The sequence below is a fragment of the Microcoleus sp. PH2017_05_CCC_O_A genome, assembly GCF_020738785.1.
Taxonomy (GTDB): Bacteria; Cyanobacteriota; Cyanobacteriia; order Cyanobacteriales; family Microcoleaceae; genus Microcoleus.
This window is the reverse complement of the sequence record NZ_JAEQCB010000137.1, coordinates 15,199-27,799: the sequence shown is the minus strand read 5'-3', so window position 1 is coordinate 27,799 and position 12,601 is coordinate 15,199. Positions and strand designations below refer to the sequence as shown.

The following is a 12,601-nucleotide window of genomic DNA, read 5'->3' as shown; positions in this document are numbered from 1 at the left end:
TGTAAGGCTAACACTGCATAATTTCAGCCCAAAAGCGTTTGGCTTCCAAGTTTTCACAACTGATAAAAAAATCCGACCCACATCTGCGGAATGTGGGCTAAAAGGACGGGGTTTTAAACCCAATTTCCTGATAACATTGATTACTTCAAATCTAAACCTTCCGATTTGCCGATATAGGACCATCTTGTTAGACAACGGCTATCACCCTGACAAGCTGACTCAAGCACTGTCAGCGATTTACCCTGAAATTATGACTAAGATTCAATTTGAACTGTCTGCCAAACCATCAAAAGCCGAAAAAGAAGCTTTCATGGCAATCTGGATTTGTGCCTGTTGTGGCTAGATGGGTCATCGAAAGATCAAATGGTTGGGTGGAAAGGTGTAAAAGCTTAGTCAAAAATTTTGACCGTACACTTAAACGTTCTAATGCCAAGCTTAAACTGTGTTTTATTAGGCTGATGATTAAAAGATTAGCTGCGACACCTGTCACCTAAAGATCTCAAATTGGTTCTATATAACCACTGAAACTAAGAGGGCCCAAGCCCAACAACGTCCGCGAATCTTTCGCTAGATCCGCTATATACAACTAAGTGTCCTCCAAATTGCCATGTCCTCCGATGGTAGAGAAAGGCTATTGCTGTGTCCTCCAAATTGCGATATCCTCGATTGCTTGAGATTTTCTACCATCAAAAAAGGTTGACTGTATTCCTACAGCCAACCCCGCGCTCATTTAATTGTTATGCGTTTGCTTAAACAGCAAAACTATCTGGCAATATTCGGGAACGTATAGCCAACACCTAGTAACAATCCCACGTCAGTTCCGTCGAGAAAACCAATATTCAGTCCTGCTGTGGCTGTAAAATTGCTCGACAGTGGCACATCTATACCTCCCGAAATCAGGAAGCCAAAATTACCGTCATCGCCGGTAGAAAATGCTACGCCAGCACCTAAATAAGGAGCAGCGGTAATCACAAAATCATCGCTGACTTCGACGGCCTCTCGGGATACAAAATCGTAGGTGACTGGAACTAGAACAGTTAGATTGTCGCGGAACAAAACACTCGGTCTCACCGAGAAATTGTTCGTCAAACCAATTTTGCTAAGAATCGCAAAAGAAGTGTCGCCTAGGGCTGAATCTCCGCCAAAACCGATGTTACCGCCAATACCAATGTAGCTGGGCCCTGAACGGGTAGCTCTGCCCGGTTTGACGGTTGTACCGCCCGGTTGAGCCAATATCTGAGGTTTGTCTGAGGCTGTTGCGGGATTCTGGGCAACTTTCGGTTGGTTCGTCAGGGCTGAGGCGGAAGTGCTGACAGGGTTGCTCAACACTTCTTGTGTTGTTTTGACTTCTTTTTCTTCCTTGGATGCTGTCAGTTCTGAATTAGGTCGATCGGCCACAATCTGGGATTTTTGCTGAATTTCAACGCTATTCTCAGCAATTTTCGCTGTTTCTGCCGATTTTTCGGTTTCAGCAGCAATGGATGTAGGTGTATTTTGCTCAGTTGCTGGGACAGCAATTTCCGATGTTGCTGCTGTGGATTCTGCCGGTGCTGCCGCAGATGCTTCCGAGTTGACTGCCGGTGCGGAGGCTGCTGGCTCTGCTGCTGGTGTTAGTTCGATCGAACTGATAGAATCAATTTTTGTATTGCTAGCTGTTATTTCGGCATCAGCTTTCACTGCTGAAGTTGCCGCCCGCGAGGAAATTTGGTCAATATTTTGAGTTGCCGCATTTGCGGTTGTAGCGATATCGGGCAAGTTGCCGGTTTCAGCTTTCGCTGACATGGTAGTGCAACAAACTGCTAAAGCTGCAAGATTTATTAACGCAAAAGTAGACTTGGAAAATAGACTATTCATCAGAAAAATGGGTTTGAAACCCCGTCCTTTTAGGACGGCTTTACATTTTAGTTTTAGGTTGGTGTTAGGGGTGGAATTACCGACCCCTAATCTATCTACCGCCGGGCGAACTACTAAATGCCGGGTGCTTTTGCTAGAGAGCACTTTCGCGCCTGACAATTACCGACTGACATTGTTTGTTCGCGATCGCATAACAAGTGGCGATAAGCCCATGTGTATATTTCCCTTCGCTACTGACTATCACAGAGGTTACAGATTAGGGAGGCGTCCAGTAACGTATGAATGGTGTACCACCACCAGATAGTTCAGTTTGGGTTTTTAGCCCGTAAGCTAGACACTGTTTTAGTCCTGAATTAAGAAGGTGGTAAACCTTCCTCTTTCAAGCCCCATGCCTTGATAGCTGGGGTTAGTGACAAGACACTCCTCATTGAATGGTGTGTTAAAAGTTTGCGCGGGGATTCTTGGTTCACAGACATACCTTAAAATTGTCCATCCTTTCGGCAATACTTAAACCAAAAACCCGTTCGATAGAACCTGTGTTTTGAGCCTAAGAAAGAGCAATCCCAGAGGGCTTATCTCCCCAAGCGAAGCGAGAGTCTCCTCTCTTGTTCCCGTGTGCCCCACGGTACGTTTAATCTTCAAGATTTTAGTTTTCTGGTCTGGGTTACGTTAGTTACCCTAGCTATGTTTTTCGTGGTGTTCGCCACCCACTAACTATTATTATTTCCCGACCAGTCGTTTGAGCTTGGTGTCTCATGTGTATCGGCGGTTATTCTACCTGTAGTATTACTCTACTATACCATCTTGAACAAGAAATTTAGATAATTAAATCCGTGCTAAAAGGACGGGGCTTTAGACCCAACTTTCTGGTAAGTGTTTGAGGGCTCTAGTCGAGACCTTTGCTGAAAAATGACACAAATATGAGTTGTGTTGTTCCTAGATTGGCACTTAACCCTCTTAGAGTCAACTCTCTCTGCTGATTAGATTCAAGAACCGAAGGCTAGTCGATCGACTAATTTTAATTTACAGTTCGACGATCTAAAAATCAATCCTAGGGGAGAGTTCACTCTTGATGGTGCTTATACCACTTTTGCTCAAAAAAAGCAACTGCAAACAACCTCGAAACCACGAGCTTCATCAGTCAGTCAGTCGATTTTAGATTTTAGATTTTAGATTTTAGATTTACTTGCAGCTTCTTGAATCTGGGAGCTGGAAGTCGATCGCGCGCGCAGAGCATTCTACAATGCTGTACATGAGGGCGCTGCACCCGCCCGCCACCACAGTGGAAAAATCCGGCTGCGTGAGGGCGCACCGGCTCGAAACGAATATCCAGCAAGGTTTGACAACTGTTTACTGTTTAGGGAATTCGGGGGTCTAAATTGGGGCAGTTGGGCGAGGGCGATCGGCTCCTGCACAGTCCCGGACAAGTCATGTAGAATATCATTGATCCTACAAACAGTCGTAGCTCGATCGTGTCAAAATTATTAGATATTATTCATTATTGTGGAAAATTCAATGTCTTAGTAAAGTTTAGCCTTCGCGATCGCTCAGTATCTGACGACCTAACAGCACGCAACTAAACAAGTAAAAAATAAAAAGTATCTGTTCTCAACCTGACTTTATGAGCAAAGTTCTAGTTATATTAGGCGAATTGAGCGATCGCGACATCGATTGGATGCTCGCCAACGGCAGCCGCACCACAGTCCCCCCCGGCACCACTCTCATCGTCGAAGGTCAACCCTTAGACGCACTGTACATAGTTCTGGATGGAACTTTGAGCGTTGCTGTATCATCTTTGGGCGACAAAGAAATTGGAAAAATCATCTGCGGCGAAGTGTTGGGCGAAATGTCTTTTGTAGACGGGAGGCTTCCTTCTGCTAGCGTCACGGCAATTGATGAATGCCTCATCCTGTCAATTCCGAGGCGGCTGCTAACTGAAAAACTAGAGCAAGACGTGCTGTTTTCCCTGCGATTTTATCGGGCGATTACTAAATTTCTGTCGTCGAGACTGCGGGGTACAGTCAAACGCTTCGGCGAAGATACTGATTATTTAATATATCAAGACCCCCACGACGATCGCGCGATCGGGCAAAATGTCGAAAATCCTGATTTGGCTCAATCTAGATTTGAATGGCTGTTGCAGCGTTTGAAGGAGACTTGAAGTCAGTTGACAGTTGACAGTTGACAGTTAACAGTTAACAGTTGACAGTTGACAGTTAACAGTCAGCAGTCATTAGTCATTAGTTAGTTGCTACAAATTCTCTTCGGATCGATGCCCGATGCCCGATGCCCAATTCCCCAATTCCCCAATTAAAAAACATATTTTTCGGCAACGCGCCAATAGCGGGAAAAACGCTTCAAATCAATGTAGCCATCGTAGCGGACAAAAGGTTCGGGTGGCAAAACTTCTACTGGAAACTCCCTCCTAATTTCCCGGCAAATATCCTCAAACCGAGGGCTGGGACTTTCCGCTGTAACGATTTGATTCGCACCGGATTCTTTAGCAAAAGCGATAACTTCGGCAGCGACATCGCCGCGCCGAATAACTACCGGCAACTCTAGTAAACATTCATAAATAAACACCATTCGCTTGAGACTTAACTGCCATTCATCGATCAGTGCATCGTCCCAAACCCAGATTGCTTGTGCTTCTGGGTGAGCTTGGAAAGCTGGGCCTTGTGGACTCAAGCAGTCGCGGGAATTGGGAATTGGGAATTGGGAATTGGGAATTGGGAATTGGGAATTGGGAATTGGGAATTGGGAATTGGGAATTGGGAATTGGGAATTGGGAATGTAAAAAAGTTGAATTATTTTTATTACTTCTTCCCTCTTCCTAATGTCAACTGTCAACTGTCAACTGTCAACTGTCAACTGACTTAATTTTTCCTTTTTTTCTGAGGGCGTTGCCAACTTTGAGAACCGCCCGTGCGATCGACCTTTTCGCCATTGGGAAACAACTTGCTCTCCAAATATTCGTAAGTTCCCTCAAAATCGCATTGTCCGTACAGGGGACAATCGCGACAATAAACTGACTTAGTGTAACGTTCCAGATTTTCCCGATTAAAAAAATAAGCCTTGTGACTAAAAGTGCTCGCTACCCACTGCCAAGAAAGATTGTTGCTTGCCGGATCTCCATCTAGCAAATGTTGCAAAAACCAGCGAGCTCCAGCTTGCCAGCGCACGCGGCGCCAGTGTACCAAATAACTAGCCATCCACATCCGCTGGTGGTTGTGCAAATAACCAGTTTCCCGCAACTCGCGGCTGAAGCTGTCGATGCACACTAAACCAGTCGTGCCCTCGACGACATCCTGCGGCAGAGTGTCGCTGTAATCTTTGGTAGTGTAACCAGTTTTGTATGGTTCCCGGTCTTCCCAAATCTTTTTGCCCAATTCGGCGTACAGCCGCTGCCAATAATCCCGCCAACCCAACTCGTTGACGAGTTTCACTGCATCTTGTGGATCCTGCACCTTGGTGAGTACGGCATCTCGGACTTCGGCAAGACTCAAAACGCCGTAGCGCAAATAGGGCGACAATCGCGTTACTGCACCGTTGAGAAAGTTACGGGTTGAGGAGTATTTGCTGGGATCGACTTGTTGCAGCAATGTCTCGGCTGCTTGGCGCCCGCCTGTGGTTGGGGGTACGTTGCTATCCCGGGCGGTGGTTTGGGGGAATTGTTCGCGCACGTAGGCTATTAATTCGTCGCGGCTGGCAAATTCCCGCTTCATGTCCTGACTCATGGTTTTTTGTTAAGCGCCTGCTATGGTTTTTTAACTTTTGAGGGGGTTTGGGGGAGCGATAAGTCCCACGCTGTACCCGTTGGGTCAGCGTTGGGATACATGGACTCCCCCAAGCAAATTTTATCCGGTCAATCCCGGTAAAATTTGCCAGCTAGATGGACTAATTTTATCAAGAATGTATATAATGCTAAAGAGAGGTAAAAACAATGCAGCATCAAGCCGTCAAAGTCAGACTGTATCCGACAACTGAACAACAAGAGATACTATCTCAGCACTTTGGATGCTCTCGCTGGTGGTGGAATCATGCACTCAACTTGTGCATTGAAACCTACAAAGCCACGGGTAAAGGCTTGACTCAAATTGCGTTGAACAAACTCCTACCAAATCTCAAAAAACAAGAAGAAACACAATGGTTGTCGGAGTGTTACTCTCAAGTTTTGCAAGCGACTACGCTCAAATTGGTAACTGCTTACAAGAACTTTTTTGAGTCGAGAGCTAAATACCCTAGATTCAAAGCCAAGAAAAATAGGCAATCAATCCAGTATCCGCAGTCAGTCAAAATTGTTGATGGTTTCCTCAAGTTTCCTGGTCGTGTCGGCATTGTTAAAGTCAAGTTACATCGACCGATTGAAGGAATTATCAAAACTGTAACAGTCAGCATGACCCCTTCAGGAAAATACTATGCCTCTGTGCTGACAGAACTCGAAGGAGACAAATTAGTTGCTCACACCGATGGAAAAGTTGCAGGAATTGACTTGGGATTGAAAGATTTTGCTGTTGTCAATGATGGTATCAAGACATCCAAATACCCGAATCCTAAGCATTTAGCAAAACATGAACGCAACCTGAAAAGAAAACAGCAAAAACTAGCCAGAAAGGAGAAAGGAAGCAGGTCGAGAGATCGAGCCAGGAAACTGGTTGCTAGGGTTCACGAACGAATCAGCAATGTCCGTCAAGACTACTTGCATAAGCTATCCAGAAAGCTTGTTGACGACAACCAAGTCATCGTAGTCGAAAACCTTCACGTTAAGGGCATGGTTCGCAACCACAAACTAGCTAAAGCAATTTCTGATGTAGGTTGGGGGATGTTTGTCAATTTCTTGCAGTACAAACTAGACCGTGAAGGTAAAGTGTTGGTAGAGATTGACCGATGGTTTCCTAGCTCGAAACTCTGTTCAAATTGCCACTATCAGGTGAATGAAATGCCATTAGACGTTAGGACATGGACTTGTCCTAGTTGCGGTACTCATCACGATAGGGACGGAAACGCCTCAATAAATATCAGAGCAGAAGGAATCAGAATGCTATCGGTCTTGGGAACCAGGACTGCTGCTGATGGAGGGGATGTGAGTCCGAAGCTGGGACGTAAGTCTAAGCTGACGCAATCCCCAATGAAGTCAGAAGCCCACGCTGTACCGAAGGTCAGCGTTGGGTAGTTCACAGCTATTTGTTTGGGCGTGTGGGGTCGATCGCCATTTTAATCGCCTTTCAATCCTGATACCGTAAAGTTTGGCTCAACAATCGATCGTCGCCCGTTCGCAAAAATTAGCATCAAACTTACTAAACTTAGGTTAGATATCAGAGCAAAATCTCATGGAAACTTTTGAGGCGGACGCTAAACCGATCGCCAACTTAGCTAATCGACAGCAGCAAGGTACAAAACAACTGGACAATAGCACAATTCAAGAGTTCGATCGAGCCATGATGCGCCGCTGCATAGAATTGGCCCGCCGCGCCCTCGGCAAAACCGCACCCAACCCCCTCGTCGGTTCCGTAGTTGTCCGAGACGGTAAGATTGTCGGCGAAGGGTTCCATCCCGGTGCCGGCCAACCTCACGCCGAAGTGTTTGCACTCCGGGAAGCGGGGGAACTTGCCGCCGGAGCGACTGTTTACGTGAACCTGGAACCCTGCAACCACTACGGTCGGACTCCTCCCTGTTCCGAAGCTTTAGTTAAGGCTAAGGTGGCAAAAGTAGTGGCTGGAATGGTCGATCCAAATCCATTGGTAGCTGGCACTGGGCTGGCTCGATTGCGGGATGCTGGCATTGAAGTGGTGGCGGGAGTGGAAGGGGAAGCTTGTCAGAAACTCAACGAGGCTTTCGTACACCGGATTTTGTACCGCCAGCCTTTCGGAATTTTGAAATATGCGATGACTTTAGACGGTAAAATTGCTACTACTACCGGTCACAGCGCTTGGGTGACAGGCGAGGAAGCTCGGAGCGAGGTACATCGGGTGCGTGCCGGCTGCGATGCGGTGATTGTTGGGGGAAATACGGTGCGTCTAGATAATCCGAAACTAACAAGCCACCAGCCTGACAGAAACAATCCCTTGCGGGTGGTGATGAGCCGCTCTCTGGATTTGCCGAAGTCGGCTTGGTTGTGGGAAACCTCCTCGGCGGCTACTTTGGTACTGACTGAGCCTGGGGTTAAGCCGGAATTTCAGGAATTTTTGATTGCCAAAGGGGTGGAAGTTGTGGAGTTGTCACCGCTGACACCGACTAATGTGATGACTTATTTGTACGATCGATCTTTTATGTCTGTACTGTGGGAGTGCGGTGGCACTTTGGCGGCTTCGGCAATTGCTGAAGGTGCAGTGCAGAAAATTATGGCTTTTATTGCTCCTAAAATTGTCGGCGGCCAAGGTGCTCCAACTCCTGTGGGAGATTTGGGCTTTTCAGCAATGACTGATGCTTTGACTTTAGAGCGGGTTTCTTGGCACGCGGTGGGTGCAGATTGTGTGGTGGAAGGCTATTTTAAAATTAAAGATTGAAAGTTAAAAGCGAGTCTTTTTAGTTTTAATTTTTAACTTTATAACTCCTTTTATGACTGAAATTCTGGTTTGGAGTTTGATGGTTGGTAGTCTCGGCTTGGAGGCTGGGATTCTGGGTGTCTTGGTGAGCCGCGAGCAATTGGCTGCGGGGCAAAAATGTGATGAGGAGGAGGAAGTTTTGACTCGGTACGAATCTCAAGAAGATAATTTGACTGCGCCTGAAAATGCGATCGCAAATGGCAATCCAAAATCCGATCGCAATCCTGATGATTTGACAGTTTGGGAGTACAAGATTGTCCGGGCTAGCAGCGATTTATTTCGCAATCCGGCGATTTTTCACAAGCTGTGTCGGGAAGAGGCGGAAGTTGGCTGGGTTTTGCTCGAAAAGCTCGATGACAGGCGGGTGCGGTTCAAACGTCCGATCGCGCTGAGGGATGCCCCGAGGTCTAATTTACCAACGTTTGACCCTTACCGCAGTCATTACGGCCCGATGTCCAATGCGATGACATGGGCAGTGGCGATCGTGTTTTTGAGTGCGATCGTCCTTCCTGCTGTTTTGGGCTATGCTTTGGTGTCGGCTACTCTCAGCAGAAGTCGCTCTAATTGGCCTCCGACACCGATTCAATCCATGCCTTCTCCCGGCGGCCCAACAACTAACAATTGAAACTTTGGGGAATTGAGAATTGGTAATTGGTAATTGGTAATTGGGAAGCTTGTTTTATAGCAAGTCTAAATCATTTGTGAACCAGATTTGTTCAACGAACCGCGAAGGCGCGAAGTTCGCGTTCGGCGAAGCCGTTCCCGAAGGGTAGGAAGATAAGAAAAGAGTGTGTGTTCGCTTGATGGATTTAGGATTGCTATAGGGTGCATCTGGTTTTGGCAAGGGCGAAGCATTTCGGCACATAATTTATCAGTGAGAATCAGAGATTTACTGCCGAAATGCTTCGCCCCTACGAGTATATTTTCAAAAATGAGATGCACCCGGCTAAGGTACGTAGTTGCGCTTCAGCGCTCTTTCCGGCGTTGCTGATTTGATGTAGGAAAATTATTTCCTATGATACTGAAACCTCTGTAAAGACGTAACAATGCTACGTCTCTACATTTCAATTCATACTTAAATTCAGCAATGCGCTCTTTCCTAATATTATAAAGAGCGCTAAAGCGCAACTACGTACCTAATACGTTAATTTGATTTTAATACCAATTTTCAACGAAATAACAGTATTCTTGTACCCCCCCTGATTCATGGGGGGGCTAGGGGGGTTGAAGAGTGTTCCACAATTTTAGATAATTGGTATAAGTTTGGGGCGGTATTGCTGACGGAGCGGATAGCAATCTCAAAAGGTACGTAGTTGCGGTATTGCTGACGGAGCGGATAGCAATCTCAAAAGGTACGTAGTTGCGATCTTGGCGCTCTTTCCTAATATTATAAAGAGCGCTAAAGCGCAACTACGTATCTAATACGTTAATTTGATTTTAAGTTTGGGGCGGTATTACTGAGGGAGCAGATAGCAATCTCAGATTGTAATCTGTATCGCCTTGAAATTGAGAAACGCGGACGAAATAAGTCCCCGCAGGCAAAGCCCCATTGCTTACAACTCTTTCTGAAGCCGTACCTAAATTGTTAGATGAAGCAATAATATCGTCTAATCCAACTACGCCGTTACCATTGAGATCCTGAATTAATTCTACATCCACATCTGCACTCAAACCATCAACAGTTGCACTGAAAAGACTGGGAGTATTGAGGATGAAACTGTAAATATCGGCTGGTTTGGTAGCACTCAAAAAATCGTTGTCAGTTAGACTTTCTGTGAGAACACCTAGGTTTTGGGCTGTGCTCAAATCGTCGGCGGGAACGGGGAGAGTGCTCAACAATCCTTCTTGTTGACCGAATTGAATGTAATGGTCGATCGCACTTTTAACTGCGCCACTGCTGACTGCTGATCCTATTACCGGATATCTTTCTAGATAAAAGCTGGGATCGAAAAAAATGCTGGCTTTGCGGTTTTCAAATTGACCGACTTTCAAGTAGTGTTCAAAGGCGCTAAATTGATTGGTTTGGACTGCTGTTTGCACATCCGGGTTGCTTGTCAGATAAAAACCCACATCGAAGAAAGGGTTGGGGTTCCGCCGTTCAAATTGACCGAATTTAATAAAGTGCTGGGCGCCGGAAAATTTGTTTTTTTCGGCTGACACTGCGACATCTGAATTGGTGTCTAAATAATAGCTGGCGTCAAACAGGGCATTAGGGTCACGATTTTCAAATTGGCCAATTTTTTGGTAGTGATCGAAGGGGGTCGATACTGTGCCTCTGGCGACTGCTACGCCGACATCTGGGTTGTTTTCGAGATAAAATTTGCTGTCGAACAGTGTTCTGAGGGTTAGCATTATTAAAAAATCTCTCTGTACTTTAATCTGGAAAGTGCATAATCAAATTCGATCGAGAATTCAGTTTACATCATTTTTTTTGTGAGGGCGTCTCAATTATGGCTAAATCTGCACTGATGGCAATGCTGCGCCGCGCTGCGAGTATTGCCCAAAAGTCAAGGGAAACAGGCATTCCGGCTGATGAATTACTGGGGATGCTGGACGATCGCACTCCCAATTTTCCCATATCTCGGCGGCACTTGCTGCATGGGGGTTTAGCGGCGGCGGGAGCCGTTGCTGCTGCGACTTTTACCCGGGAGGGAGAGGGGGCTTTTGCTCAAGCGCGCGGTCGATCGCCCATTTTGGTTGTGGGTGCGGGGATTGCTGGTTTGACGGCGGGCTATCGCTTGCGTCAGGGGGGCGTGCGTGCCGATATTATCGAAGCAAGCAACCGCGTGGGGGGACGGATTCGCACGGCTCCTAGGGTGGCTGGAACAGCGATTTCGGCCGAGCTGGGAGGAGAATTTATTGATAGCGGCCACACTACTTTGATCTCGCTGGCGACGGAATTGGGTTTGCGGGCGATCGACTTAGTTGAAGTGCAGCGTGGATTGGTAAAGGATACTTTTTTCTTGGAAGGGCGACGATTTTCTCTAGCGCAATTAATCGCTGATTTTGGGCCGCTTGCTAGTAAAATTAGTGCAGATTTGGGTGCGATCGGAGATAACATTAGCTATCAAGATTTTACAGAACCAGCGGAAAGATTGGACAATCTTTCGATCGCTGAATATGTAAACCAAGCTGATACTAGCACGATTGTCCGGCAGTTGCTCCGCATTGCTTACACGATAGAATACGGTCGAGATCCCGAGGAACAGTCGGCGTTAAATCTGCTGTTTTTAATCGGTTCTGAATCTGGCAGTTTTGAATTGTACGGCGACAGCGATCAGCGTTATCAAATAGACGGCGGTAACAGTCAAATTGTCAACCGTTTAGCCGATCGATTGTCTGGTTCGATCGAGACGGGGACAATTTTGGAAGCGATTACTTTTTTGCCGGATGGCCGCTATCGGGTGAATTTGCGATCGGGTGAAAGCGCCTTTGAGCGTATTTATGAACGGGTTTTGCTAACTTTGCCGTTTAGCACTCTCCGAGACGTTAAAATTAACGTGCCTTTGCCGCAACCGAAGCGTAGGGCGATCGAGCAATTGGGTTACGGTACTAATTCTAAGCTGATTACTGGCTACCGCAGTCGCATTTGGCGAGAAACTTATCGATCGACTGCTTCTGTTTATACCGATTTAGGATTCCAGAATACCTGGGAAGCTACGGCTTTTGCTCCCACTGCTAACGGTTTGATCACTAATTTTACAGGAGGAAAGCAAGGTTTGTCGATCGGTAGCGGAACTCCTGAAGACCAAGCACAAAAATTCTTGGGACAATTTGAAAGAGTTTTTCCCGGAGTGAGAAATTTGCGATCGGGAAAAGCAGTGCGAGTTTATTGGCCGGGAGAACGCTTTTCTAAAGGTTCTTATTCCTGCTATTTAGTCGGACAGTGGACGCAAATGCACCGCGTCGAAGGCGAACGATTTGGCAATTTATATTTTGCCGGAGAACACACTTCGCTAGAAAATCAAGGTTACATGGAAGGCGGTTGCGAAACTGGACAAAGGGCGGCTGTAGAAATTTTGCAAGACTTGGGTTTAAGAGCTCCTGTTGATGCTGTGAATGCTCGAACTGCTAGCAGTTTGAACAATCGTCGTCCCAGCCGAAAAGTTCCGGGAGCCCGGAATCTTGGGAATAGGAATCCGAGTATTAAATAATAGGAGTAATTGCGGACACGGCATTGCCGTGTCCCTACAAATATCGCG

Annotated in this window: 10 protein-coding genes and 1 pseudogene; 7 read left to right on the top strand and 4 right to left on the bottom strand. The window is 46.5% G+C overall.

Translation table 11 applies throughout. The features are described from left to right. Positions 1-343: pseudogene (locus JGK20_RS25925) on the top strand (hypothetical protein); the annotation flags it as partial. Between the two features lie 419 nt (positions 344-762). On the opposite strand, the gene JGK20_RS25915 reads toward JGK20_RS25925, so the two are convergent. Further along, on the bottom strand, positions 763-1,782 hold the full coding sequence (locus JGK20_RS25915) for a hypothetical protein (RefSeq protein ID WP_293193901.1): 1,020 nt from the start codon (positions 1,780-1,782) through the stop codon (positions 763-765). A 1,693-nt stretch (positions 1,783-3,475) separates the two neighbouring features. Between JGK20_RS25915 and JGK20_RS25910 the strand changes: the two genes are divergently transcribed. Beyond that, entirely contained in the window at positions 3,476-4,015 is a 540-nt protein-coding gene (locus tag JGK20_RS25910) for a cyclic nucleotide-binding domain-containing protein (protein WP_293182970.1), read from the top strand. Between the two features lie 149 nt (positions 4,016-4,164). Here the strand turns inward: JGK20_RS25910 and JGK20_RS25905 are convergent, their stop codons facing one another. Continuing rightward, a complete protein-coding gene (locus JGK20_RS25905) occupies positions 4,165-4,542 on the bottom strand; it encodes a hypothetical protein (protein WP_293232614.1) in 378 nt (125 codons plus the stop codon). Here JGK20_RS25905 and JGK20_RS25900 point away from each other — a divergent pair. Next, a complete protein-coding gene (locus JGK20_RS25900) occupies positions 4,531-4,734 on the top strand; it encodes a hypothetical protein (RefSeq protein ID WP_293232612.1) in 204 nt (67 codons plus the stop codon). The two genes, JGK20_RS25905 and JGK20_RS25900, sit on opposite strands and share 12 nt — an antisense overlap. Here JGK20_RS25900 and JGK20_RS25895 read toward each other — a convergent pair. Beyond that, positions 4,731-5,591 carry an FAD-binding domain-containing protein gene (locus JGK20_RS25895; RefSeq protein ID WP_293182964.1) on the bottom strand — a complete coding sequence of 287 codons (861 nt, stop codon included), beginning with the start codon at positions 5,589-5,591 and terminating at the stop codon, positions 4,731-4,733. The two genes, JGK20_RS25900 and JGK20_RS25895, sit on opposite strands and share 4 nt — an antisense overlap. A 206-nt stretch (positions 5,592-5,797) precedes the next feature. On the opposite strand from JGK20_RS25895, the gene JGK20_RS25890 reads away from it, so the two are divergent. From JGK20_RS25890 to JGK20_RS25880, 3 genes are all read left to right on the top strand, one after another. Further along, complete coding sequence (locus JGK20_RS25890; protein WP_293179512.1) at positions 5,798-7,027, top strand: RNA-guided endonuclease TnpB family protein; 1,230 nt, start codon at positions 5,798-5,800, stop codon at positions 7,025-7,027. Positions 7,028-7,184: 157 nt separating this feature from the next. Further along, positions 7,185-8,360, top strand: a complete 1,176-nt coding sequence (gene ribD, locus JGK20_RS25885; protein WP_293179515.1) for a bifunctional diaminohydroxyphosphoribosylaminopyrimidine deaminase/5-amino-6-(5-phosphoribosylamino)uracil reductase RibD — start codon at positions 7,185-7,187, stop codon at positions 8,358-8,360. A 52-nt stretch (positions 8,361-8,412) separates the two neighbouring features. Next, positions 8,413-9,024 carry a hypothetical protein gene (locus tag JGK20_RS25880; RefSeq protein ID WP_293193945.1) on the top strand — a complete coding sequence of 204 codons (612 nt, stop codon included), beginning with the start codon at positions 8,413-8,415 and terminating at the stop codon, positions 9,022-9,024. Positions 9,025-9,836: 812 nt separating this feature from the next. On the opposite strand, the gene JGK20_RS25875 is transcribed toward JGK20_RS25880, so the two are convergent. Next, the gene (locus JGK20_RS25875; protein ID WP_293179521.1) at positions 9,837-10,751 is read right to left on the bottom strand and encodes a PPC domain-containing protein; all 915 of its coding nucleotides are present in this window, start codon (positions 10,749-10,751) and stop codon (positions 9,837-9,839) included. Positions 10,752-10,849: 98 nt separating this feature from the next. On the opposite strand from JGK20_RS25875, the gene JGK20_RS25870 reads away from it, so the two are divergent. Then, positions 10,850-12,553, top strand: a complete 1,704-nt coding sequence (locus JGK20_RS25870; protein ID WP_293179524.1) for an NAD(P)/FAD-dependent oxidoreductase — start codon at positions 10,850-10,852, stop codon at positions 12,551-12,553. The last annotated feature ends 48 nt before the right edge of the window (positions 12,554-12,601 follow it).